This is a genomic window from Halomonas sp. KO116 (assembly GCF_000734975.2).
Classification (GTDB): Bacteria; Pseudomonadota; Gammaproteobacteria; order Pseudomonadales; family Halomonadaceae; genus Vreelandella; species Vreelandella glaciei.
This window is the reverse complement of the sequence record NZ_CP011052.1, coordinates 1,073,272-1,098,554: the sequence shown is the minus strand read 5'-3', so window position 1 is coordinate 1,098,554 and position 25,283 is coordinate 1,073,272. Positions and strand designations below refer to the sequence as shown.

The 25,283-nt window shown below is 55.0% G+C and carries 23 protein-coding genes; 9 read left to right on the top strand and 14 right to left on the bottom strand.

Translation table 11 applies throughout. The features are described 5' to 3' along the window. Positions 1-16: 16 nt before the first annotated feature. Entirely contained in the window at positions 17-2,314 is a 2,298-nt protein-coding gene (gene metE / locus KO116_RS05135; RefSeq protein ID WP_035562058.1) for a 5-methyltetrahydropteroyltriglutamate--homocysteine S-methyltransferase, read from the bottom strand. Positions 2,315-2,413: 99 nt separating this feature from the next. Between metE and KO116_RS05130 the strand changes: the two genes are divergently transcribed. After that, entirely contained in the window at positions 2,414-3,352 is a 939-nt protein-coding gene (locus KO116_RS05130; RefSeq protein WP_035562055.1) for a LysR family transcriptional regulator, read from the top strand. Here the strand turns inward: KO116_RS05130 and KO116_RS05125 are convergent. From KO116_RS05125 to KO116_RS05100, 7 genes are all read right to left on the bottom strand, one after another. After that, positions 3,315-4,910 (bottom strand): ATP-binding protein, encoded by a 1,596-nt coding sequence (locus tag KO116_RS05125; RefSeq protein ID WP_035562052.1) that lies wholly within the window; start codon positions 4,908-4,910, stop codon positions 3,315-3,317. The genes KO116_RS05130 and KO116_RS05125 overlap by 38 nt on opposite strands. A gap of 20 nt (positions 4,911-4,930) precedes the next feature. Further along, the gene (locus KO116_RS05120; protein ID WP_008957562.1) at positions 4,931-5,689 is read right to left on the bottom strand and encodes a response regulator; all 759 of its coding nucleotides are present in this window, start codon (positions 5,687-5,689) and stop codon (positions 4,931-4,933) included. A gap of 474 nt (positions 5,690-6,163) precedes the next feature. Continuing rightward, complete coding sequence (locus KO116_RS05115; RefSeq protein ID WP_008957563.1) at positions 6,164-6,343, bottom strand: PLDc N-terminal domain-containing protein; 180 nt, start codon at positions 6,341-6,343, stop codon at positions 6,164-6,166. 87 nt (positions 6,344-6,430) lie between these two features. Then, positions 6,431-6,955: a retropepsin-like aspartic protease family protein gene (locus tag KO116_RS05110; RefSeq protein ID WP_035562048.1), complete on the bottom strand. Its 525-nt coding sequence runs from the start codon at positions 6,953-6,955 to the stop codon at positions 6,431-6,433. Between the two features lie 44 nt (positions 6,956-6,999). After that, the gene (locus KO116_RS05105; protein WP_035562045.1) at positions 7,000-8,349 is read right to left on the bottom strand and encodes an MFS transporter; all 1,350 of its coding nucleotides are present in this window, start codon (positions 8,347-8,349) and stop codon (positions 7,000-7,002) included. A 218-nt stretch (positions 8,350-8,567) separates the two neighbouring features. Beyond that, positions 8,568-8,714 (bottom strand): hypothetical protein, encoded by a 147-nt coding sequence (locus tag KO116_RS25435; protein WP_179916551.1) that lies wholly within the window; start codon positions 8,712-8,714, stop codon positions 8,568-8,570. Positions 8,715-8,792: 78 nt separating this feature from the next. Further along, positions 8,793-10,418 carry a BCCT family transporter gene (locus KO116_RS05100; protein WP_008957567.1) on the bottom strand — a complete coding sequence of 542 codons (1,626 nt, stop codon included), beginning with the start codon at positions 10,416-10,418 and terminating at the stop codon, positions 8,793-8,795. Positions 10,419-10,643: 225 nt separating this feature from the next. Here KO116_RS05100 and KO116_RS05095 point away from each other — a divergent pair, with 225 nt between their 5' ends. Beyond that, the gene (locus tag KO116_RS05095) at positions 10,644-11,018 is read left to right on the top strand and encodes a hypothetical protein (protein ID WP_035562043.1); all 375 of its coding nucleotides are present in this window, start codon (positions 10,644-10,646) and stop codon (positions 11,016-11,018) included. A gap of 27 nt (positions 11,019-11,045) precedes the next feature. Here KO116_RS05095 and KO116_RS05090 read toward each other — a convergent pair whose 3' ends face one another. From KO116_RS05090 to trmB, 6 genes are all read right to left on the bottom strand, one after another. Continuing rightward, positions 11,046-11,939, bottom strand: coding sequence for an AEC family transporter (locus tag KO116_RS05090; protein ID WP_035562475.1), 894 nt, complete (start codon positions 11,937-11,939; stop codon positions 11,046-11,048). Between the two features lie 67 nt (positions 11,940-12,006). Continuing rightward, positions 12,007-14,979 (bottom strand): bifunctional [glutamate--ammonia ligase]-adenylyl-L-tyrosine phosphorylase/[glutamate--ammonia-ligase] adenylyltransferase, encoded by a 2,973-nt coding sequence (gene glnE, locus KO116_RS05085; RefSeq protein ID WP_035562040.1) that lies wholly within the window; start codon positions 14,977-14,979, stop codon positions 12,007-12,009. 49 nt (positions 14,980-15,028) lie between these two features. After that, the gene (locus tag KO116_RS05080) at positions 15,029-15,400 is read right to left on the bottom strand and encodes a diacylglycerol kinase (protein ID WP_008957571.1); all 372 of its coding nucleotides are present in this window, start codon (positions 15,398-15,400) and stop codon (positions 15,029-15,031) included. A 34-nt stretch (positions 15,401-15,434) separates the two neighbouring features. Continuing rightward, complete coding sequence (dacB, locus tag KO116_RS05075; RefSeq protein ID WP_035562035.1) at positions 15,435-16,922, bottom strand: D-alanyl-D-alanine carboxypeptidase/D-alanyl-D-alanine endopeptidase; 1,488 nt, start codon at positions 16,920-16,922, stop codon at positions 15,435-15,437. Between the two features lie 9 nt (positions 16,923-16,931). After that, the gene (locus KO116_RS05070) at positions 16,932-17,258 is read right to left on the bottom strand and encodes a DMT family transporter (protein ID WP_035562033.1); all 327 of its coding nucleotides are present in this window, start codon (positions 17,256-17,258) and stop codon (positions 16,932-16,934) included. Continuing rightward, positions 17,255-17,920, bottom strand: a complete 666-nt coding sequence (gene trmB, locus KO116_RS05065) for a tRNA (guanine(46)-N(7))-methyltransferase TrmB (RefSeq protein WP_035562031.1) — start codon at positions 17,918-17,920, stop codon at positions 17,255-17,257. Before trmB ends, KO116_RS05070 begins: the two co-directional genes overlap by 4 nt. 253 nt (positions 17,921-18,173) lie before the next feature. On the opposite strand from trmB, the gene KO116_RS05060 reads away from it, so the two are divergent. From KO116_RS05060 to KO116_RS05030, 7 genes are all read left to right on the top strand, one after another. Continuing rightward, positions 18,174-20,054, top strand: coding sequence for a beta-ketoacyl synthase (locus tag KO116_RS05060; RefSeq protein ID WP_035562474.1), 1,881 nt, complete (start codon positions 18,174-18,176; stop codon positions 20,052-20,054). Continuing rightward, on the top strand, positions 20,054-20,548 hold the full coding sequence (gene coaD / locus KO116_RS05055) for a pantetheine-phosphate adenylyltransferase (RefSeq protein WP_035562027.1): 495 nt from the start codon (positions 20,054-20,056) through the stop codon (positions 20,546-20,548). Before KO116_RS05060 ends, coaD begins: the two co-directional genes overlap by 1 nt. A gap of 78 nt (positions 20,549-20,626) precedes the next feature. Beyond that, positions 20,627-20,875 carry a YfhL family 4Fe-4S dicluster ferredoxin gene (locus KO116_RS05050; RefSeq protein WP_008957577.1) on the top strand — a complete coding sequence of 83 codons (249 nt, stop codon included), beginning with the start codon at positions 20,627-20,629 and terminating at the stop codon, positions 20,873-20,875. 5 nt (positions 20,876-20,880) lie between these two features. Beyond that, on the top strand, positions 20,881-22,170 hold the full coding sequence (locus KO116_RS05045; RefSeq protein WP_035562024.1) for an MATE family efflux transporter: 1,290 nt from the start codon (positions 20,881-20,883) through the stop codon (positions 22,168-22,170). Positions 22,171-22,316: 146 nt separating this feature from the next. Continuing rightward, complete coding sequence (locus KO116_RS05040) at positions 22,317-23,627, top strand: short-chain fatty acid transporter (protein WP_035562022.1); 1,311 nt, start codon at positions 22,317-22,319, stop codon at positions 23,625-23,627. Between the two features lie 77 nt (positions 23,628-23,704). Then, entirely contained in the window at positions 23,705-24,244 is a 540-nt protein-coding gene (locus KO116_RS05035) for an acyl-CoA thioesterase (RefSeq protein ID WP_035562020.1), read from the top strand. Between the two features lie 34 nt (positions 24,245-24,278). Beyond that, positions 24,279-25,283 carry a hypothetical protein gene (locus KO116_RS05030; RefSeq protein ID WP_035562017.1) on the top strand — a complete coding sequence of 335 codons (1,005 nt, stop codon included), beginning with the start codon at positions 24,279-24,281 and terminating at the stop codon, positions 25,281-25,283.

Here is a 25,283-nt window from a genome sequence, read left to right as displayed (position 1 = left end):
AAGTATTTACAACCGTTTACGCACAGCGTTGGCGCAGTACTTTGGCAGCTTCGACCATATTAGCCAGCGCTGGCTCTACTTCCGCCCAGCCGCGCGTTTTCAGGCCACAATCCGGGTTTACCCACAACCGTTCGGCAGGGATTTTTTCTAGCGCTTTCTCCATCAAATCAACCATCCAGCTCACCTCGGGAATATTCGGGGTGTGGATATCGTAAACCCCTGGGCCGATTTCGTTGGGATAAGCGAAGTCCTGAAAGGCGTCCAGCAGGTGCATATCCGAGCGCGATGTTTCGATGGTGATCACATCCGCATCCAGGGCGGCGATCGCACCGATGATGTCGTTGAACTCCGAGTAACACATATGGGTGTGAATCTGGGTGGTGTTGGCAACGCCTGCGGCACTTAGCTGAAAGCTCTCGACTGCCCAATCCAGGTATGCCTGCCACTCATGTTGGCGCAGTGGCAGCCCTTCGCGAAGCGCCGGTTCATCGATTTGAATCACATTGATCCCGGCTTTTTCCAGATCCAATACCTCATCGCGCAACGCCAAGGCAATCTGGCGGCAGGTGGTTTCCCGCGGTTGGTCATCGCGGACAAACGACCACTGCAGAATCGTCACCGGCCCCGTTAACATCCCCTTCATTGGCTTGCTGGTCAGGGTTTGCGCATACTGGCTCCAGCGAACGGTCATGGGCGCAGGGCGTGAAACGTCGCCGAAAATAACCGGCGGCTTAACACAGCGTGAACCGTAGCTCTGCACCCAGCCAAAGCGGGTAAAGGCAAACCCTTCAAGCTGTTCGCCAAAATACTCCACCATGTCGTTACGCTCGGCTTCGCCGTGCACTGGCACATCGATATCCAGCGCTTCCTGACGCTCAACCGCGTAAGCAATTTCATCCTGCATGCGGGCTTCGTAGTCAGCTGATGACAACTCGCCGGCTTTAAACGCGCGCCGTGCAGCACGGATCTCATCGGTTTGCGGAAAAGAGCCAATTGTCGTCGTCGGGAACAACGGTAGCTTAAGCGCTCGCCGTTGTGCGTCAGCACGCACGCTGTAGGGCGCCTGTCGTTGGCTATCGGCAGGGCTAATCGCGGCCAGCCGCTCACTAACCGCTGCCTGGTGGATACGCGTTGATTCACGCCGGGCATCCAACGCTCGGGTTGCTTCATCCAAACGCTGCTCATCCTCAGGCATGGTACGGTTATCAATCAACCGCGCCAGGGTGACCACTTCCGCCAGCTTTTGCTGCGCAAAAGCCAGCCAACTCACGAGCTCCTCACCGAGCTCTGTTTCCTGCGCAAGATCTACCGGCACATGCAACAACGAGCAGCTCGGCGCCAACCAAAGCCGCTGCCCGAGGCGCACTTTTAACGGCAACAAGCGTTCGCGCAATGCCGCTAAGTCGGCTCGCCAGATATTGCGACCATCGACAAAACCGACTGATAGCACCTGATGCGGACCAAGACGATCAATGACACTCTCGACTTGTTGCGGCGCGCGCACGGCGTCAATGTGCAACCCAGCGACGGGCAAACGGGTGGCTAATGAAAGATTGTCGCCCAGGCCTCCGAAGTAAGTGGCTAACAGCAGCTTTAGCGGTGCTGACTGAAGACGATGATAGGCACGCTCATACGCCTGCTGCCAGTTAAGCGGTAGATCCTGCACTAGCGCGGGCTCGTCCAGCTGCACCCACTCAATGCCTTGGGTAGCGAGCCGCGCTAATATTTCGCCATACACGTTGAGTACGCTGTCTAGTAGCGTCAGGCGATCAAAATCACCGCCCTTGGTTTTTCCCAGCCATAGCCACGTTAGCGGCCCGGTTAGCGTTACTTTCGGAGTAAAACCCGCGCGTAACGCTTCATCCACCTCGTCGAACAGGCGGTTCGAAGCCAGGTTAAAGGTTTGCCCTTCGTGTAGTTCGGGGACGAGGTAATGGTAGTTGGTATCGAAGTATTTGGTCATTTCACAGGCGGCGGCGGGTTCACCGCTGGGCGCGCGGCCCCGGGCCATGCGAAAGGTGGTGTCGAGGTCGATATCGCCACCAGCCACTTCATGCTGGGCATTAAAACGGGCAGGTACGGCACCCAGCACCACTGAAACATTAAGCACTTGATCGTAAAAAGCAAAATCACCAACACTAACAAAATCTAGCCCAGCATCCTGCTGCACCTGCCAGTGGCGCAAGCGAAGCTCGCGACCAGTGCTTTCAAGTTCGCTACGAGTGCATTCGCCCTTCCAGTATGCCTCAGTGGCCTTTTTGAGTTCGCGCTGAGCACCGATACGGGGATAGCCGAGAATATGAGAAACTGTCATGATGAACCCTACCAACGTGAATGAATTCACACAGTCTGGGCACCACGTCTTAGTGAATCAAACTAAAGTTTCTAATAGTAAAGATGAAAAATACTCACAATGATTGAACTGCGACATCTACGCACCCTGCTGGCTCTGCGCGAAACCGGCTCTTTGGTCGATGCTGCCGATCGCGTGCATTTAACCCAATCTGCGCTTTCTCACCAGCTGAAAGACTTGGAGAGCCGCGTGGATAGCCCGCTATTCGTGCGCAAAACCCGCCCGGTGGAATTTACCCGCGCAGGCTTACGGCTGCTCGCCTTAGCCGATCAAGTATTGCCCGAGGTACGCAAAGCGGAGCGGGATTTGGCGCGCTTGGCAGGCACCGAGCAGGGGCGTTTGCATATGGCCATTGAGTGTCACAGTTGCTTTCAGTGGCTAATGCCGACGGTGGATTACTTTCGCGATCACTGGCCCGAGGTGGAAATCGATATTCCCGGTGGCCACCACTTCGACCCGCTTCCAGCGCTTGCTCGCGAGCAATTGGATCTAGTGATCACCGCCGACCCCCAACCGCTTGACGGCATTCACTACGCCCCGCTGTTTCGCTATGAGGGATTATTAGCCGTCGCCCGCCAGCACGCTTTTGCAGGCCAGGGCTTTATAGAGCCCCAGGCGCTGGCGGATGAAACCTTGATCACGTATCCCGTTGAGCAATCACGGTTGGATATTTTCACTCAGTTTTTGCAGCCGGCGAATGTACGCCCTCGGGAGATCCGCACCGCCGAATTGACGATTATGATGATGCAGTTAGTCGCCAGTGGGCGAGGTGTATGTGCGCTGCCCAACTGGGCGCTCACCGAGTATTTAGAACGCGATTACGTCAGCGCGGTAAAGCTGGGCGAGCATGGGGTATGGAGCACGCTGTATGCGGCGATTCGCGAAGAGACCCGAGAAGCGCCGTGGATGCAGGATTTTTTGCGCACCGCGCGGGAAACCTCCTTTGCGGTGCTAACGGGGGTTAAGCCAGCGGATCGCGACGGGGAACCAGCAGCGTAAAGCGCGCACCACACAGGGTGGGGCTGGTGTCGATGGTCACACTGCCGCCGTGCCCGGCCATGATTTTCTGCACAATCGAAAGCCCTAACCCGTAGCCGCCGGAACTGCGAGCGCGGCTGTCATCCAGCCGGGCGAACGGTTTAAAGATATCCGCCCGCGCTTCAGGCGGAATGCCGGGGCCGTCATCTTCGACATCGATACGCACCAAGTTGGGCTCGTCCCACAGCTGGATCACCACCTGAGACTTGGCATGCCGACAGGCATTACCGACTAAATTCTGCAGGGCGCGCTGAAGATAGCGTGGCTCCGCCAACAGCTCAATTTCAGGGCCGGCCGCCAGCGTTAACGTTAACTCTTTATGCAGCGGTGAAAGAGTATCAATCACGCGTTCCGCCATGGCACGGCACTCAACCAGTGACGTTTCAAGTTCAGCGCCATTGACCGTTTCACCGCCTAAGCGTGCATAGGTGAGTATTTCATCGACTAATTCATCAAGTTCGGCAATATCCGCATCAATGCCCTGCAGTTGACGGCGAATAGCGGGCTGGTCGGTCATATCTTCGACCATTTGCACGGCAAAGCGAATACGGGCGACCGGGGTACGCAACTCGTGGGAGACCGCGCGAATCATCTCTTGCTGACCACGCAGCAGGCTCTGCACTTGATTGGCCATGCCATTAAACGCCATGCCTAACCGCCCTAAAAAGTCACCGCTTTCCACTTTTACCCGCGTTTCCAAACGGCCACTGGCGATCCTCGTCGCGGCCAGCTCTAGCCGCGCCATACGGGCCTCAATACTGCGCATAATTAAATAGATGATCAGGCTGAGCACGATCATCAGCCCCACCAGAAGCGGCAGGTGCAAGTTAGGTGGCAGTGTATCGCCGCGCGAGATAGGTCCCGCTTGCAGCCACTGGGATTCGCCTGGCAGTTGATAAATCAGTGTGATGGAGAGCTTATCAGAGACTAACTGAGTGATGACGCCGCCACTCGCCAGCTGGGCCTGCTGCTGGGGCGATAGCTCGGCTGGCAAAGTAGACAATAGCTGAAGCGGCCAACTGCCTTGGCGCAACTGGGCGATGCGGTTTTCTCGCTCATTTTCGGGCGCAGCCGCGAGCCAGTCCCCCAACAGAGCAATGCTGCCGTGCCACTGATGCTCACTCCACTCTTCAAGCCTAGCTTGCAGTAACCATGTATCGCCCGGTAAGCGTTGCTGTAATAACCACGGCCTCTCGGCGACCAGTATCTTGCCCTGCTCTAGACGTGATCGCTCAAAATAGCCAAGATCAGCTTCGTTGATAGGCTGCAGGGTCAACTGCAACTCAAGTTGCTCGGAAAAACGCGCAAGCAAAGCGTTTCGCTGGCCTGCAGGCTGGTCGGCTAATTGTTGCGTCATCAGCGACATAGGTAACGCAGCTAGCTGCTCGCGGTAATCTTCGCGGCGCACCTGCTCGATAAACGAACGCCCTGCTAACGCAATCACAAACACCACCAACAACGCTACGCCCAGCAACAAATAGAAGCGTAAAAACGAGCCGTTACTGAGCACCCGCCGCATGATGCCTTCCCTATGCATGATCAACTGTCTTTAACGAAGAGATAACCTTTACTGCGCACGGTTTTAATTCGGTGAGGCTGATTAGGATCATCGCCAATTTTAGGCCGGATACGCGACACACGAACATCAATAGAGCGGTCCTGGCCGTCGTACTTAATTCCCCGTAAGTCACTGAATATCTCTTCACGGGTAAGCACTCGACCGGCATTACGGCCCAACAGCCACAGCAGGTCAAACTCAGCGCTGGTTAGGTCGATACGCTCCCCAGAGAGCCAAGCTTCGCGGGTCGCGTTATCGATCTCTAGGTTTTCAAAGCGCAACCGCATTTCACCGTCCGGTGCAGGCCCGTCAGCGCGGCGTAGCAGTGCTCGCATACGCGCCAGCAGTACCCGCGGCTGAACGGGTTTCGGCACATAATCATCAGCGCCCATCTCAAGCCCCAAGACTTGATCCAGATCGTCGGTGCGCGCGGTCAGCATCATGATCGGGCCAGCAAAGTTAGGTCTAACGCGACGACAAATAGCCAAACCATCTTCACCTGGCAGCATTAGATCTAAAATGACTAAATCGGGCTGCAGGGTTAAAATACGGTCAACCCCTTTCGCCCCATCAGCTTCCAGCGTTACTTGAAAGCCATTCGCTTCCAAGTAATCGCGGGTAAGTTCCGCCAGGCGCTGATCATCTTCAATGATCAGGACATGATCTTGATCGGGATAGTCAGGCATGACAGGTTCTTGCGACTCAAGCGCCTGAAACTGCTGTTCCAAATGATCTACCATCCTCTTTTTGCACTCCGCTTAGGCTGTTTATTTTTTCACCCGCTCACCCAGTAATAACGCAGGTGTCCTATTGTTGGCTCTCAGGATAACTCAAAACCATCAAAACACCCGCCTCTGTCGTTACCATTGCGCTTATTGATGGATACGGAAGGCCTGACACTTGATTCTCACAGCAACGGAAGCTAATGTAGAAACGCTAACTGTCGACAATTTGACAGAGGAACCTGCCATGGGAAGTAGCAAAACGAAAAGTGTTATTAAACGTGTTTACATTCCAACCCAAGTGCGCGACCTGCCCAACGGGGAAAAGTTAAAAATACCCGGGCATTATAAAGCACCACCCGGTGAAGGAAACGACACAATTGAGTAATGCTCTCTTGAGTAGTCCTTTATTCAGTGAGTAAGCCTCAAATTAACAAAAAGGCAGGCCATCACAGGCCTGCCTTTTTCATTTGATCGCACTCAGCTAGGCTGCTATCCCTTCGGACCAAACAAGAACCACGCAATCAAACCGATCAATGGGAAGAACAGCAATACTAGAATCCAGATCAGTTTAGCAAAACCACCTGCATCGCTTTTGGCCACTTTGACGATGGCCCAAATAACGATAACAAGCCAAATTAGTCCTAACAATCCACCTACTTCAATGCCCATAGCAACTCCTTAGCGTGTTGGCACTCTGTTTCTGAAACCTAGCTGTTTAACTCTTGCTATTAACTCCACCTTCACCAGTTGAACTCACTACTCTGGAAGGCTCAGCACCATCTCACCTGCCTGTATTTCAATCGACAAGAGGTTCAAAAAACTCATGCCGAGCAGGACGGTGTCGCGATCCATGCCAGGGCTAATAGACCCCTGTACATTTTGCACTTTTAACCCGCCCAGGGAAACCTCATCCAGTTCGGTTAAGGTACCTTCTACTCGGCCATTGGCGGTATTAAACCAAGCACTGCGCCCCGGCGCCAAGCCCAGCTCATCGGCCAAAGCGGCCGATACCGCTACATAAGTGGCGCCCGTGTCGAGCAAAAAGGTGACGGGCTCACCATTAATTCGGCCGGGCGCCTCAAAATGACCAGCACGATTACGCTTTAAGGTAATCGGCTCACCCGCAGGCAAGGTATGCACGATGTTGGCGTTGGGGCGCATCATCTCCTCCAGGCCACCGTGTATCCACCACGTCCCAACGGCCATTAACAGCACCCAAAACAACAGCATCATGACGATGCCACCACGCTGTGCTATTGGCGTTGCTGTCTGCGTCACCATCGTTCACCTCGCAGAGGTAGGGGCGTAGGGGCACCCAGCTATCCCTATTGTGTGTTTTCCCAGGCAAGCGCAGCCTCCCGGCCGCGGCGCTCGTTGACCTTAGCGCAAATTAGCATCGCGATAACGAACAAGGCCACACATAATAGAATAGACGCTTGCAAGCCAATGAGCGTTTGCAACACACCCAGCATGACGATACCAAACACCCCCGCCAACTTATTGGCCAACCCCCAGAAACCGAAAAACTCAGCTGATTTTTCCAGCGGTGAAAATAGACCAACCAGTGCCCGGCTGGCAGATTGGCTAGAACCAAGGCTCAGCCCCGCCAAGCAACCCACAACCAAGAATACGTACTGGGCCTGCCACTGCACCTCAAACTGTTCGTTGATCCACTGGGTAAGCTCCGGGGTTGCCCAGATGGCAATAATCGCCAGCACCCAGAGCGCCAGCGTCATTTGGTAAGTGTGCTTGGCACCTAGCCGATCCTGTAACCAACCAAACCCCAGCGCCCCCGCCGCCGCGGTAACTTGAACAATAATAAACATGATATTGCGTACACTCTCGTCCCAGCCAATCACTTGGGCACCATAGATAAATGCAAACGCGATAATGATGTAAACACCGGCCATTGAGAACAACAGCGATATTAAAAACACGGCCAGGTCTTTGAAATAACGCAGTTCATGCAGCGTGGATGTCACCCGCTTCAAGGCAATATGACGGTACGAGACGCCACGAGGCTGAGGCGTACCACGCTCTTTTAGCCATAAAAAAGTGGGAATGGCGGTAATCAAGAAAAAGCCGGCGGCAAAGGGACCCACCCAGCGTATACGTTCAAAATTATCCGCGCTTGCCTCACCTAGCACCACCAGAGTAAAGCCTGCTGCAAATAGTCCGCCAATGTAGCCTAACGCCCAGCCAAAGCCGGAAATTTTACCTAGCGACTCTGGCGGCCCCAGTTCAGGTAAAAAGGCGGCTATAAACGACTCCCCCATGGAATAAGCGTAATTAGACAGCACAATTAATAGCAGGCCAATAATGACGTAGCCGGGTTCAACAAAGTACAGCATGGCCGTCGTGACCACGGTGGCAAGATAGCTGATGAGCAGAAAACGCTTTTTCTCAGCCCGGTAGTCCATCACCGCGCCACACAAGGGGGCCGTGATCACTACCATCAGATAGCTGATAGCCAGACCAAGGCTCCATAAGAAGTTGGCAAGTCGGAAGTTATCACCCCGATCCCCGACGATGACCGTGGTAAATAGCTCGCCAAAGACCACGGTAATTATCAGTAGCGTGTAAGCCTGGTTGGCAAAATCAAACATCGCCCAGCCGAAAATCTCTCGACGCGATGCGTAGCCATTCATCGCCTTAGCAGTAGTAGCAGGCAGCATTAGTTTACTCTCACAGAGGAAGTCGTAAGCCTAGCAGGTGGAGCCAGCAATATGCCACGGCTTGCGTTGGCATATTAGAGAAGGTGAAGATTAGCCTAGTTAGCTTACCAAACGCCGGGGCCGGAACCGGGTAGAGACACGCAAATGCCCGGCTTAAAAAAGCCGGGCGTTGTGATACGACCAGTGCGAAGAACTAACTTTGCAAAGAGCTAGCAGCGTTAGAGCAACCAGTGGGCAGCCACCGCGGTCAAGCCAATGACCATGGCCGTCAGTACGGCTACGGTCACCACCCGGTCGAGCCAACGATCAAAGGCAACCCCTTTGGGCTGCCTTCGCGTTGCGCCATGGCGTCCTTGCCGAGCCATTAGCCTGTTCGCTCCATGTATCGTGCTCCTGAAATAGCAAGCTCCCGCAACAAAAAAGCTTGCCTGTCCCTAGCGATGCTAGCTATTAATTCGCCGGTTGACCACATTGGGGGCACGACGAAGACGCTCTTCTTCCCCTAATAGCTCGGCTTCAAAGGCGTCAGCCCCCACTGGTGTTTCCCCATGGCGACGATAAAGCTGCGTCAGCATCGCCTTGCGGTCTGCGCGCAGTTCCTGCACTAAAACAAACACCATCATATACAGAATAAAGGTGAAAGGTAGTGCCGACAGCACCGATGCGGATTGCAGCCCCGTTAAACCACCGGATGCAATCAGTGTCAGGCAGATGGCGGCGATCAGCACACCCCAAATGACGCGCTTATAGAGCGGCGGATTGATCGAACCATTATCGGTCATTTGCGCCACGATATACGAGGCTGAGTCAGCGGACGTGACCAAGAAAATAAAGATCAACATCATCGCGACAACCGACAGCGCGCCCGTAAAGGGCATCAGTTCAAACATCTCAAACAGGGCGACCGTTATATTATCCTGAGTCGCGGCAGCTAGGCCGATATCGGTACCATTCAACTCCATATGTAATGCCGCGCCACCAAACACGCCAATCCACAAACAGGCGAGCAGCGGCGGTACGAACAGCACCCCAAACACATACTCTTGAATGGTACGTCCGCGGGATACGCGGGCAATAAATGTACCCACAAACGGCGACCAGGCAATTACCCAGGCCCAGTAGAAAATCGTCCAGCTGCTTGCCCACTCGTTATCGCTATAGGGGGAAATACGCAGGCTCATACCGATAAAGTTCTGCAGGTAATCGCCAATGCCCACCGTAATGGTTTCTAATATCGCCACGGTAGGTCCAGTGAACAATACATACAGCATCAACCCAATACACAAAATCATATTGAGGTTAGAAAGACGTTTAATGCCTTTATCCAAGCCCGACCAGGTCGATGCCATATAAGCGCAGAACATGACGAACAGAATCACAAACTGCCAAAAACCATTTTCTGGCAGGCCAAACACGGCGTTTAAGCCGCCATTCATCTGCAGCACCCCTAATCCAAGCGACGTAGCGACCCCCATGACCGTGGCAACCACCGCAAAGACATCCAACCAGGAAGCATAAGGGCGAATTTTAGGGTTTTTAGCCGTTATCGACGACAACACCGAAGATACCAGCCCGGCCTGCCCTTTGCGGAACTGAAAATAGGCAATGATCAACCCCACAATCGAGAAGGCTGCCCACTGATGAATGCCCCAGTTAAAATAGCTGTATTGAATCGCGTAACGGGCGGCTGCTTCCGTTTCAGCGGTTCTGTCACCATAGGGGGGCTCTATAAAGTGAAACATGGGTTCAGCCATGCCATAGAACACCAGTCCGACACCAAAACCAGCGGCCAGTAGCATGCTGATCCATGAGAAAAACGTATAGTTGGGGCGGCTGTCCTGAGGACCTAAACGAACTTTGCCGTATTTACTCAGTGCCAAACCAAAAAGAAAAATCACAAAGCCAAAGACAGAAAATAGATAAAACCACCCAAATAGCTCGGTAACGGTCGTCAGCGCTCCCTCTGCCGCGTTGGCAAATCCTTCAGGAAATGACGCCCCGACAACTACCAAGCCAAAAATAATCACCACTGATGCGATGAATACCGACTTGCCTCCATGATTAGCCATATAACCGTCCTGTTAGATGAGCTCTGTTTAGATAAGCACTGCGTACTAAGCGCATGCTTGTACAGCCAAACTTGTTTTGTACAGCTTAATGGTAACAGTTGGAAAACCTAATCGCACTGCCAGTGGAGCATGCCCCGCCGACGACGCATTTCGTCCTATCGCCATGCAGTGAACTTGCTAGACCAACTGTGTTCCAATGGATGCGAATAACCGATGGAGGCTCTCATGCCACAGATGAATCGCGACCAACGCAACGCAGCATGGCAAGCGGCAAACCAATGGCGTGCCCGTGCAGCGCAAACCCAGCCCACCGGCCTAGTAGGTAGCTTAAAGCTGCTGTTTACATGGTTGGCCTTTGGCGCGTTGATGATAGTAGGTGTGGTACTCGGCCTATTTTTCTTATTGATTGGCTGGGCAATGATGCCGTTTATGCGTCATAAAATGAAAAAACGTATGGAGCAAATGCGTGCTCAGCAGGCGCAGGATATCGGCGGTGGTTATTCTCGCGGAAATACCTCTGCGAACAGCCATCCAGGTCATCAGGACGCATTAGAAGGTCACTATAAAGTTAAAGACAGTGAAGTTAAAAATGGTCGTTAAATAGGTAGTCACTGATCGCGCCGCCTGTTAAAGCGGTGCATGTATCCACGTGAATGTTGCCGCTAGCGTTAGCGGCATTACCACCAAACTCCCCAGGTTGCCAATCAGTACCAGCGACGCCACTTTTTGTGGCGCCAGCTGGTACTGCTCTGCCACCAAATAATTCAATACCGCGGGAGGTAGGGCTGCAAACACCAGCAGTACGGCCATTTGCATGTTATTAAGTGGCAGTAGCCACATTAATGGCAACGCAATCACTAACCCCGACAGCGGACAGAGCACCGCCCCCAGCATCCCCGTGCGCCAATCGCTAAAGTCAATTTCCAGCAGCCGCACCCCTAGCGCAAACAGCATTAAGGGGATACATACTTCGCCCAGCATACGCATAGCCTCCAGCAGCCAGCTTGGTAGCGGCAGTCCACTGGTGTTCACCCCCAGCCCCGCCAAGCTCGCCAACACGATAGGCATGCGCAGCATCCGCCATAGCGAAGTACGCGGGTTTAGCATATAAAGCCCTACCGAGAAGTGCAGCAGCATCTCAACAATAAAAACCACTACAGCGGCAGGCAGCGCGTCAGGGCCGAATGCAAGTACCAGTAACGGCACCCCCATATTGCCTGAATTGTTGAACATCATAGGGGGAAGAAAGGTTTTAATATCCAGCTTAAGCCACTTAGCCACCGGCCACAGCACAACCCCCGACCCTAGCACCACCGCAACAGCCGCCGTAGCAAGCCAGGCGTATTCAGCAAGTGGCGCCTGGCGGTCGGCCAGCACGGCGAATACCAATAGGGGAACGAACAGCTCCATATTGAGCGTATTCAGGCTACGAATGTCGGGTCTCCGATAGCGTCCATAGGCAGCGCCACAACCGGTGATTAAAAAAACGGGCAATAGCGTGGCCAGAATATGTCCAATCATGCGGGCCACCCCGCCTGACTCCATGGCTTCATTGTTTCTTCCTAGTCAGAGTGACCCGTTTGCCGGGCTAGTTATTTTCAGTGGCTGGTGACTCAAGAAAGCGCTGCCAGAGCGCGGTGACTACATCGCGATGTTGCCTAAACTCTTCACCATCGGTGAGCGCTTTTTCACCGGTGAGCGCCGCTCGATGGGTAGCGCTGCGATAGGCCAGATAAGCTTCTCTCAGTCGCTCCGCTTCTTCATAAGGTAAGTGCCCACTCTCCGTCAGGCTCTCTAAAATACGGATATTGTCACTATACGTCAGTAGCGCGGGGGTTTGGTGAGCGAGCGCTAACACCGCGTATTGGCAGAGGAACTCAATATCCACCATACCGCCCGCATCTTGCTTAATGTTAAACGTATCACTGGTCGCTTTACTGCCCAGATGGTCGCGCATTTTCTGGCGCATTTTGACCACTTCTTCGCGCAGCGCGGCTTTATCACGCTCATTGCTTAAAATATCGCCGCGCAGCTGGGCGAATTTTTCGGCCAGCACATCGCTCCCCGCCACGACACGGGCGCGCACCAACGCTTGGTGTTCCCACGTCCAGGCGTTCTGCCGCTGATAGTCTGCAAAGGCTTTAAGCGATGTTACCAATAGCCCTGAATTCCCCGAAGGGCGTAGACGCATATCCACTTCATAAAGCGTGCCGGTGGGGGTTACCGCGGTAAGCAGGTGAATAATACGCTGGCCCAAGCGGGTGAAAAATACGGGTGTATCAATGGGCCGTGGGCCATCCGTCGCGCCTTGTCCATCACTATCATGCAGGAAAACAAGATCTAAATCGGAGCTGTAGCCCAGCTCGATGCCGCCCAGCTTGCCGTAGCCGACAATCAGAAAGGCTGCCTCGCGGGTATTCAGGCCCTCAGGAACGCCATGCTTGCGGGTAATATGTTTCCACGCCATGGCCAGTACGGCATCAAGGATGACTTCAGCGATAAACGTTAAGTAATCACTTACTTTCATCAGGTGCCGAGTGCCCATGATATCTGACGCCGCGACATGAAGCGTTTGCGCGTGCTTAAAGACACGCAGCGCCTCCAGTTGCGCCTCTTCGTCATCCTCTGGCAAGCGGTTCAGCGTTTGGCGCAGCTCATCGGCCAGGCGCGCTTTATCGGCCGGGGTGTAGAGCGTTTCCGGCGTCAGCAGCTCGTCGAGTAGGATGGGGTAACGCGCCAGCTGTTCGGCAATCCATGGGCTGGAAGCACACAAACGCATCAGGTGTTCAAGCGCCTGAGGGTTTTCGCGCAGCAGGGCAAGGTAAGCGGTACGCCGTAAGACGGACTCAATCAGTGGCTGCACCCGCGCCAGCGCGGTATCCGGCACCTCGTTGTCGGCCACGGCATCCAGCAGTAGCGGCATCAACGCATCCAATCGTTCAAAGCCAATCCGCTGCATGCTTTGCACTTGCCGGGAGTGGTAAAGACTCTGCAGACGCTTTAAGGCTTTTTCCGGCGCACCGAAGCCCGCCTCGGCAAGGTGCGCAGTGGCCTCCTCCGCCTCTAGCTCGCCGCGCCAAATCAGTCGCCACTGGGCCAAGCCAAGCTGGCTGTCATCGTTGGCCTCATCCACGTCCTCTTCAGGGTCCGCGATCACTGCATCAAAGTGCTGGCGCACGCGCTCGCGCACTTCATCAAGCTGGGCAATCAGCCCCGGCCAGTCTTCATGGCCCATGGCGAAGGCTACCCGCTCACGGTCGCTATCATCGCTGGGTAAGGTTTGCGTCTGGCGGTCTTCCAGCGCTTGAAGGGCGTGTTCGACGTCACGTAAAAAAGCGTAATCGGGCAGTAGCTCATCAACCACTTCTTGCGGCAACAGGCCTAGCTCGGGCAAGCGGTTGAGCGCGGTTTTCAGCGATGTCACTTGCAGTTCGGTATCACGGCCGCCGCGAATCAGTTGGAACGCCTGCACCACAAATTCAACCTCGCGAATGCCGCCGGGGCCGAGCTTGATATTGCTCTGCATTCCTTTGCGCTTCACTTCGCGGTTAATCATCGCTTTCAACTCACGCAGCGACTCAATCGCGCCGAAATCAAGATATTTGCGATACACAAAGGGGCGCAGCCCGGCCAGCAACTCATCACCTGCGTCTAAATCACCCGCCACAGGCCGCGCTTTCAGCATTGCGTAACGCTCCCACTCGCGGCCTTGATCCTGGTAGTAGCTGGAGAGCATGGAAAAACTGCCCACCAGCGGCCCGCCGTCGCCTAAAGGCCGCAAGCGCATATCAACGCGGAAGGCGAAACCGTCCGCCGTGATAGCATCTAGAGCACCGATGAGCTTTTGGCCAAGCTTGGTAAAGTACTCCTGGTGCGCTAATGGCTTGCGCCCGCCCTGGGTTTCGCCTTTTTCGGGGAAGGCAAAGATCAGATCAATATCGGAGGAAAGATTCAGCTCACCCGCACCCAGTTTGCCCATACCCAGCACAACCAAGCGCTGGGGCGAGCCGTCTTTGCGTGGCGCGGGCTCACCCCAGCGCGGCGCATAAAATTGCTCAAGCCAACTCAACGCGGCTTCCAGGCAGATTTCGGCAAGCTCAGACACCGCCTTGGCGGTATCCCACATAACGTAGCCGGGGGCACGGTTAAGGTCACGCCAGATAATGCCGACCATCCGCTTGCGGCGAAAACGGCGAATCACCCGCTGCATGGCCTCTTCGTCATCGGCGCTCTCAAGCGACTCGTTCAACCAGCTAGCCAGTTCATCCCGCCCAGGATTTGCGTCCAATTCACCGGCAATATCCAACTCAGCCAACCACTGGGGGTAGCGGGCCAGGGTATCCAGCGCGAAGGTTGAAATGGCCAACACTTTAGCAAGCGCCTCGCGGCGCTGCTCAGAAAGCCCCTGCCAACTGCTTGAAGGCAGCTCTTGCTGGGTCATCTCAGCAATATTATCGGCTTGGGTCAGCGCCTCAATTAAGCGCTGCCAAGCGGCCTGGGTAGCTTTTTGTAACGACGCTGGCAGCGTCGACAACGGTAAAAAATCGTCGTTCACTTGCATAACTACCTCGCTGTCCAGCGTGTTAAAAATATTCAGCTCTTAAACCAGCTTAGCTATAAAACTTTTCCCAACCCAATAGCCCCCAGGTAAGGCCAGCCATCATCAGTGACAGCATAACAGCGGCGGAGCCAATATCCTTGGCCCGGCCAGAAAGCTCGTGGTGCTCAGTGCCAATGCGATCAACCACGTTTTCAATCGCACTGTTCAAGAGCTCGACGATCAATACGAAAAACAGGCTACTCACCAGCAGTAGCCAACTGATGATGCTGTCCCCTATCCACCAGGCGAAGGGGAGTAACAACGCAGTAATCACGACTTCTTGGCGAAAGGCTGCCTCGTTTCTAAACGCGGCCTTAAGCCCCTTCCACGAATAGCGCGTGGAGTGGACCAAATGGGTTAAACCGGTATGCCCTGGTTTCATGCAGGTCGCCTCACCTTGTGAGCGTAAAGGGAAATCAGTTCGCTAAAATCATGGCGTCCAAATCCAGTGATAATGGATCCAGCACCTCAGTCCAGCTTAAATACGGCGTACTGCCGCTACCATTGACCATGACACTAAATACTCCCCAGCGTCCTTGCGCGGTGCGAAAATAGCCCGCCGCGGCGCGCACAGCAAAGGGTTGATTCAGCGTACCGGTTTTTAACATGACATTGTTTTGAAACGTGGTTGAGCCACGCCGAATAAAGCGCATAACGCCGTTGGCTGGCGATTGGAAAGCGGCCACAAAGCTTGGAAACAGCGCGCTCTGCCGAAACATGTCTTCCAGCATCACGTTAATCCCCTGAGCCGATGTGCGGTTTTCCGTCGTCAGCCCGCTGCCGCTATACAACGTTAATGGCCCATGCCCAGGAAGACGCTGCACATAAGACTCAATGGCTTGGCCTGCCTGGCGTAACTGCGCCTGGGGCGTTTCTACCAGATCAAGCGCCAGTACATCGGCCATGTAGTTATTGGAGTAGTTCATGATGCGCAGCAATATTTCTTGCAGAGGCTGGCTATCGACGGCGGCCAAGCGCTGTGCCGTGCTGGGCGGCTGGGTCGAACTGACGCGCCATGAGTCGCTTACCTGAATCCCTGCCTGATTCAGCATACCCATCAGCACTTGTGCAGTTTTCTCGGCCGCATCGCCCGCGCCACGATAAACATCCCGGGCAGTGGCATTGGTCGAAATCTGTCCCGTCAGGCGCATCACGTCACCACGTTCATCGGTGATACGTTCAGCACTAATCTCGGTGCCGCTATTGGCTGGGCGAGTGACGACTTGATTATCAATGGTGATCAGCGAGGTCTGGCTATCGCACAGCCCCACCCGGGCTGGCTCACCTGCGCTAGCAGCGGGGGCGACATTGACACACCAACTGCCGAAATTAACGCCAGCTGACGAAAGCGGCGCGCTGTAGGCGTTGGTGACCCGAGTGAGGGCATCGCAGCGGTCGGTAGTAATACAGTCAACCGGCCCAAACCGCCACTGGCTGACCACCAAGGCGCCATCAATTTCACGCACCCCGGCTAAGTGCAAACGCTGCACCAAGCGCCATAGGTTTTCCGTGGTCAGGCCGGGGTCGCCACCGCCCTCAAACACTAAATCGCCACGCAGTACACCGCCTTCAGCTCTGTCTTCAACCCTGCCCGAGCTAACTAGCTGGCTGGTAAAACGATGCTGAGGACCAAAACGGATCAGCGCCGCCGCCGCCAGGTATGCCTTGGTAACAGACGCGGGCGATAACTGGCGCTCTGGATTAATGCTGCCCAGCAGCGCATTAGCGCCTGTGTCGGCGTCAAGCAGGCGCGCTTCAGCACTGATCGAGAAACCTTTGTTCTGCAGTTGGCTCAGGCGGTTGAAATCAGCGAACAGGCTGGCACTGGTGCACAGGGCCAGCGAGGCAATCCCGAACACCAGCGACCAGCGCCGCAGACGCTTAACAGTAAAAAAAGAACCCATTAAATTACCTCAATGCACGTTCATTTTGGAAAACACTTGCAGCAGAACCACACCCGCCACAATCAGGCTAATCCCCAGTACCGCCGGCAAGTCGGGCTTTTCACCAAACACCACAATGCCGACCAAGGTGACCAGCACAATGCCCAGACCCGCCCAAATCGCATAGGCGACCCCCACCGGCAGCGTGCGCAGCACCAGGCTAAGCAGATAAAAGGCGAGCCCGTAGCCAACCACCACAACGCTCGGCAATGGACGTGTGAAGCCCATAGATGCCTTTAATGCACTCGTAGCAATGACTTCGGCCACAATTGCCAATACCAAATAAACAAACGTCATATCCGCTCCAAATCAACCCATAACCACCACAGCGCTTGGCCACTTTGAGCATACTTCGCCTCAAACGGTGTTAAATAGTCACCTTCAGGTACAAATTCAGCCACTGCAGCCTGCTTGCCGGTTACCTGCGCCACCGCCAAGGCAAACTCTTCAATGTAAAGCGACCAATTTGAGCGCAGCTCAAGGTGCCCACCAAGCGCCAACAGTGTGGGTAAAACCGCATGGCCATGCCAGCGCATTTTGAGATGCCCTGCTTTGGGGTAAGGATTGGGGTAAAGCAAATAGTGATACTCGGGCGCCCAGCCTGCCTGATAGGCCAAACGCCAGAAATCGACCAGATCCGCGCGCACTAGCAGTGCATTATGTGGCAGTTCGCCGTGATCACGCCCCAAACGATCCTCACTGCGATCAATGCCAATCACGGCATGGCCGGGGAACTGCGCCGCTAGTTGGCGTGTCGATACCCCGACGCCACAGCCGGAATCAAGTATCAGCGGTGCCTGGCGGCTCGCCAGCCATTCGGCCGCCTGCGCAAAGTTGCGCTGCGTGTGCTCGGCGATCGGTTTACGTAATGGATGCGTGAGCGCTCGGTTGACCCGGCGCGCTAAATCCTGATGCGGGCCTGGCTGATTAGAGGTCACTGGTCGAGAATTATGCTGCATGCCATCTCTCGGCTGAAAAGCGTGATTCTAACAGTCTCGAGCGCTTGCGGCATGACGCCGTTGCGTGGCCGGTGCTATGATCACGCATTAGGTACTTATTAAGCGCATCGCTTTGGTCATAATAGAGCTAGTTATAATTGACTTAGCTATAATTTAATTAGCTATGACTGGCTTAGAGCGTTGTCAATAATTGTTATTACCACCACCGCATCACGAGGAACCCGGCTTGTCACACTTACCGGTGATTGTCGGCATGGGCGGCATCAACCCCGCTGGCAGAACCTCTGGCCATCAGGCCTTCCGCCGCACTGTGCTTGATGCCCTCCCTGCTGACCAGCAACGCCAGACACTGGAAGGCTTGGCGGCGCTTATGCGCCTAGTAGAGCACTCCGAAAAAGGGTGGCACGACAGTCAAGGCCACCCCATAGAGGCCCCGGCTCAGTCGCTGCGTGATCAGGTATTGAACCACACCCTGATCCGCCGCAATGAAGACCCGCGCTTTCTAGATCCCGGCATGCCGTCTAATCGGCACGCCAGCATGCAGTTGGCCGAGCCGCTACGTTTTACCCTGCGCCGCCGCCAACTGCCTGAAAATCTGCCCGCTGATTGGCAGGTACGCGATATTGATGCCCGCGAGGTAGAAGTCAGTGTGCCCGCCGGAGTGCTTGAAGTACTGCTGCCTGACGCCCAGCTACCCAAGGTTCGCGCGGCGGCTCAGCTACCCAGCGGCTTTGACCCGGCGAGCCTCTACCGCAGTGTGCACCACCCCCGCGGCCTATCGCTGGCGGTATTTGGCGCAAGCGACTGCCTGGGCGCCAGCGGCCTCTCATGGGAGACACTGCGTCAGCAGTTAAACCCGGATCATATTGCCGTGTACGCAGGTAACTCCATTGGCCAGTTAGACGATCAGGGCTGGGGCGGCTTACTGAAAAGCCTGGTGAGCGGCCAGCGTGCCACCTCCAAGCAGATGCCGCTGGGCTATGGTCAGATGCCCGCCGACTTTTTGAATGCCTATGTACTCGGCAGCGTGGGCGGCACCGGGGCGGCTCTTGGCGCTTGCGCTAGTTTTCTCTACAACCTGCGGCTGGGCATTGACGACATTCGGGCCGGACGCCGCCGTGTGGTGATGGTAGGCACCGCGGACGCCCCCATTACGCCGGAGATTATAGAGGGCTTCAGGGCCATGGGCGCGCTGGCCGACGACGCGGGCCTGAAAGCCCTGGATGCGCTGGAGCTGCTCACCGACAGCGATTACCAGCGCGCCTGCCGCCCCTTTGCGCGCAACTGCGGCTTTACCATGGCGGAAGCCAGCCAGTTTGTGCTGCTGATGGACGATGCGCTGGCAATGGAAGTCGGCGCGGATATTCTCGGCGCGGTGCCTGACGTATTCGTCAATGCTGACGGTTACAAGCGCTCGATTTCGGCGCCGGGGATTGGTAATTACATCACCCTGGGTAAAGCGACGGCGCTGGTGCGCGATATGCTGGGTGAAAAAGCCCTTAAAGAGCGCAGCTTTTTGCATGCGCACGGCACCAGCACCCCCAAAAACCGCATTACCGAATCCCATGTATTCGACGAAATCGCCCGCGCCAACGGCATTAACGACTGGCCGGTCGTGGCCATCAAAGCCTTTATCGGTCACTCCCAAGGCTCCGCGGCGGGAGACCAGTTGGCAAGCGCCCTGGGCAGCTTTGCCCACGACTTGCTGCCCGGCATCCCAACCCTGGATGCGGTGGCTGACGACGTCTATGCCGAGCGGTTACGTTTTTCACAAACGGCGCAAACGTTTCGCGCGGACGCTGCCTTTATTAACGCCAAAGGCTTCGGCGGCAATAATGCCACCGGTGTTGTACTCTCACCTGCGGTGACCGAGCGCCTGCTGGCTCAGCGCCATGGAGCCGCCGCCGTAAGTGCCTGGAAAGAGCGTCGCGAGACTACCCGTGAAGCGGCAGCGGCCTACCTTGCTCAGGCAGACCATGGTCACTACGCACCGCGCTACCAGTTCGGTGAAGCAGTGCTGGAAGGCCCAGAGTTGGATATTCATGCCGACAGGATTCATATTCCCGGTTACGACCACGCGGTTTCGCTCACCAGTGACAATCCCTTTGGCCGTTTGGACGAGGAGACATCGTGATGAGCAGCGGCAAAATCAATATCGCCGTCTATCCAGGCACTTTCGACCCGATCACCAATGGCCACTTCGACCTCATTGAACGCGGCGCGCGCATGTTCGACAAAGTCGTTATCGCAGTGGCGGCAAGCCCCGGCAAAAGCCCCAATCTCGGCCTGGAAACGCGCATGGAACTGGTCAAAAAGGTCTGTGTGTCGTTACCCAACGTGGAAGTCATCGGCTTTTCCAACCTGCTCACCACCATGATGCATGAGCAGGAAGCGACGATTATTCTGCGTGGCCTACGCGCGGTCTCCGATTTTGAGTATGAGCTGCAGCTTGCCAACATGAATCGGGCGCAAAATCCAGAACTGGAAAGCGTCTTTTTAACCCCGGCGGTTGAAAATTCATATATTTCTTCGACCATCGTGCGCGAGATTGCCAAGCTGGGTGGCGATGTTTCTCGCTTGGTGCATCCACAGGTCGCCGAAGCGCTACGTAAGCACTACACTAGCTAGCCAACGCCATTGTTGAGTAAAACACTCGGGTATTGCGGTACAATCGCCCGAGTGTGAACGTATACGCGAGGTATGCCCATGGCCCTGATGATTACCGACGAGTGCATTAACTGCGACGTCTGCGAGCCCGAATGCCCTAATGATGCGATCTCTCCAGGCGAGGAGATTTATGTTATCGACCCCAACCTATGCACCGAATGCGTAGGTCACTATGACGAGCCTCAGTGTCAGCAGGTTTGTCCGGTGGACTGTATCCCCCTTGACCCAGAACGCCACGAAAGCCAAGAGCAGCTGATGAAGAAGTACCGCATCATCACGGCCGCTTAAGCCTAATGCGGATTTGGGCTCTCGCCTGGCCAATCATTCTTTCTAATATCACCGTTCCGCTACTTGGGTTGGTCGATACCGCCGTGGTTGGGCATCTGCCCGACTCTCGCTATCTGGCAGGCGTTACCCTGGGTGCGACTCTCTTCAGCTTTCTCTATTGGGGCTTTGGTTTCTTGCGCATGGGCACCACGGGATTAGTCGCACAAGCCATGGGCCGTGAGAGCGACACGGATGTGCGCAACCTGCTGGGACAGTCGCTGATCATGGCACTGGTGATCGGTACCCTGCTGATTGTGTTTGCCTCTCCGCTGATTACGTTAGGCTTGTGGCTATTGGATGGTAGTGAAGTAGCCACCGATTTAGCGCGTGAGTACGCCCACATCCGTCTCTGGTCAGCGCCAGCGGTACTTGCCAACTACGCCATTTTGGGCTGGTTTTTGGGGCAACAGAACTCACGCGTCACGCTGATGATTCTGCTGCTCACCAATAGCGTCAATATCGTGCTGGATTTATGGTTTGTGGTAGGCCTGGGGATGACCAGTAATGGCGTAGCGTGGGCCAGCGTGATCGCCGACTATAGTGCGCTCGCGTTTGGCAGCTATTTAGTACTGCGCCAATTAACGAGGCTAGAAGGACATTTTTTGCGCGAGCGTTTGCTTGCCCTAGCGGCTTATACAGCCCTATTCAACGTTAACGCTAACCTGTTTGTGCGCACGCTTGGCCTGCTGTTTGCCATGGCGTTCTTTACCGCCCAGGGCGCCCGCCAAGGCGACACGGTGCTCGCCGCCAATGCCGTGCTACTGCAATTTATCATGCTCACCAGCTATGCCCTGGATGGCTTTGCCCATGCGGCTGAATCCCTGATTGGGCGCGCCTATGGGCGCAAAGATTGGCGTGAGTTTGCCGCTACCGTGCGCGCCGCTGCGGTTTTTTCTTTCTGGACGGCTGGCGCTGCCGCTTTACTGTTCGCACTAGGCGGCAATGCGCTAATTGCGCTTCTCACTGGTCTTGAAGAGGTACGTACGACGGCAGCACACTACCTACCATGGATGGTGATCATGCCGCTGATCGCCGTATGGAGCTATCTACTCGATGGCGTATTTATTGGCACCACCGCCGTTAGTGAAATGCGCAACAGTATCTTTATCGGTCTTGCCGCTTATCTACCCACTTGGTGGATCACTCAGGGACTGGGTAACCACGGTCTATGGCTTGCATTCATGCTCTTTACGCTGGTTCGCTCGGCAGTACTCATTCATTATTATCGACGCTACCGGCGCACACACTGGTGCTAAGATGGCCGCCATTAATGGCAGTTGCGTTAACGTGAGATGTAGCGGGCAGCTTCAACGTGAAAAACAGCGCGCTCGCCCGTATATTAGCTATGCACCTCCTAGACACTGACTAGGCACTTTCTAATAATGAATAAAGAGAGCATCCCATGCTTAAAATGATCTCAAAACCGGCCGTAAAGCTGGTGGAGCGCTATCTACCCGACCCGTACATTTTCGTTCTGCTGCTGACGTTAATTGCCGCGGTCGCCGCGATCGCCATTGAGCGCCAAACACCGCTAGCGGTTCTGCGCTTCTGGGGCGATGGCTTCTGGGGTTTACTGACGTTCTCTATGCAGATGCTGCTGGTGTTGGTTACCGGTTTTATGCTGGCTAGCTCCCCGCCGGTAAAACGTATCCTGCAAAAAATCGCTGGTACGGCTAAAACGCCCGGTGGCGCCATCATTCTGGTGACGCTGGTTTCCTTGGCGGCCAGCTGGATTAACTGGGGGTTTGGTCTTGTGGTCGGCGCGCTGTTTGCTAAAGAGCTGGCCCGGCTGATTCGCGTTGACTATCGGCTCCTCGTTGCCAGTGCCTACTCGGGTTTTGTGGTGTGGCACGGCGGCTTGGCAGGTTCGATCCCCTTGACCATCGCCACCGAAGGCCATTTTACCGCTGACCAGATTGGCGTCATTAGCACCGGCTCAACGATTTTCGCCTTCTTCAACCTCGCCATTGTGGTCTGCCTGTTTATCGCCATACCACTGGTGAACCGTATGATGCTGCCGGATGAGAAGGATAGCGTCTACGTCGACCCCAGCGTACTGAACGACGAGCCAGAGCCGGTAGGACGCATTACTCGTCCGGCAGAACGTCTTGAAAACAGCTTGACCCTTTCCCTACTTGTAGGGGTGCCTGGCGTGCTGTTCTTGCTTGATCACTTTTTGCTGCGCGGCGGCGGCTTGAACCTTAACGTCGTTAACTTCCTGTTTCTGTTCCTTGCTATTGTTCTGCATCGCACGCCACGCAACCTTCTCAACAGTTTGAATGAAGCGATCAAAGGCGGTGCGGGTATTGTTATTCAATTCCCCTTCTACGCTGGCATCATGGCCATCATGGTTCAATCAGGGCTGGCTGAAAGCATGTCTGAGTGGCTGATCTCATTTGCCACCGCCAGCTCACTCCCCTTCTGGTCATTTATCAGCGCTGGGATTGTGAACCTGTTTGTCCCTTCTGGCGGCGGCCAATGGGCCGTACAAGCACCAGTGATGCTCCCTGCGGCTCAAGCGTTAGGTGCCGACATTTCACGGGTGGCCATGGCAGTCGCTTGGGGTGATGCCTGGACCAACCTGCTGCAACCCTTCTGGGCGCTACCGGTACTCGCTATTGCCGGGCTGAAGGCAAAAGACATTATGGGCTTCTGCCTGATTCAGCTGTTTATTACCGGCATTATCATTTCAGTTGGCCTAATGTGGTTTTAAAAAACAGCCAATGACTGCCCGCCGCTCAGTTTGCCCGGCATTTGGGCGGCGGGCAGTGATAACAGAAGGAACACCGCATGTCCGAGACGGAAACCAGCGCGAGTACCGCTATCAATACTGCCCTGCCTGGGCAGCACGAACTCTCCATGACGGTATTAATGACACCTGACATGGCGAATTTCAGCGGCAAAGTGCATGGTGGCGCTATTCTTAAAAAGCTCGATGAAGTCGCGTTTGCTTGTGCTAGCCGTTATTCAGGTCACTATGTGGTGACACTGTCGGTAGACCAAGTCCTGTTTAAACAACCGATCCATGTGGGTGAACTGGTCACTTTCTTAGCCTGTGTCAATCATGTTGGCCGCTCATCAATGGAAATTGGCATTAAGGTCGTGGCCGAAGATATTCGCAATAAGCTAATCCGCCATACCAACAGCTGCTACCTCACCATGGTCGCGATTGATGCTGAGGGCAAACCCGCCAGCGTACCGCCACTCACGTTGGCAACACCGCTGCAGAAACTACGCTTTGAAAAAGCAGCGCTGCGCAAAAAGTTACGCAAACAGGCGGAGCAAGAAGAGCTGTTGACCCAACAACAGCATCAGTCGCAGGCTCAGTAACAACCGTTGTAACGCCCCACCATAAGGAGTTCGCATGCCTGCCAGGGAACGCTACCCGCACCTGCCTAAAGCGGTCGAATATGCCCATATCGGTTGGGATTTTTTCATTTTAACGCTTGTGGTGATTAACCTCTCGCTACTGCTGTTTGACTCACTGTTTTTGCTTGACCCTATCAACCAAGGTATCGCCAACATCGCGCCCGGTTTTCATACTTTCTACGATGAGGTGATTCATAGCCGCTTTATCACCATCGACTTGGTGTTTGTCAGCTTTTTTATCGCCGATGTACTGTTGGGCTGGTCAATTGCCATTGCCGAGCGGCGCTACCACCGCTGGTTTTTCTACCCCTTCGTGCACTGGTATGACGTGCTGGGCTGCATTCCCCTCGCAGGCTTCCGCCTGCTGCGTATTCTACGCGTGGTATCGTTAATCAATCGGCTGCATCGCCTCGGCCTTATTGATGTTACCCACTGGTATATCTATCAATTTGTTGCCAAGTATTACGATATTCTGCTGGAGGAGCTTTCTGACCGTATCGCGCTACGGCTATTGGGCAATGTACAGCAGCAGATACGCGCCAGCGATTCGCTGACCGAGCGCGTGATTGAGCGTGTGATCATGCCTCGCAAGTCGCAGCTGATTCATGAGATTGCGCAGCGGTTGGAGAGCACTATCGGCAAAGCGTACCAGCACAACCGTCAGTCCATTATGGCGGCGATCAGCGATTTGGTTAGCCGTACGCTCCGGGAAAGCCCCGAGATTCAGCGCCTTAACCGCCTGCCCATGGGGCAGCAGGCCACCAGTGCTATGGAGGCATCTCTCAGTGGCGTCGCCCAGCGACTAGTCGATGAGCTGCTGTTAGGTATTCATTCCGATGAGTTTAGGCAGTTAGTTGAGCGCACCGCCGACAGCGGCTTCGACACTTGGCTAACGGTTGACGAAGGCAGCAATCGCGTTACCGAGCAGGTGATGTATGACATTCTTGAAATGCTTAAAGACCAGATAAGCCATCAAGCCTGGAAAGACCGCTATGAATAA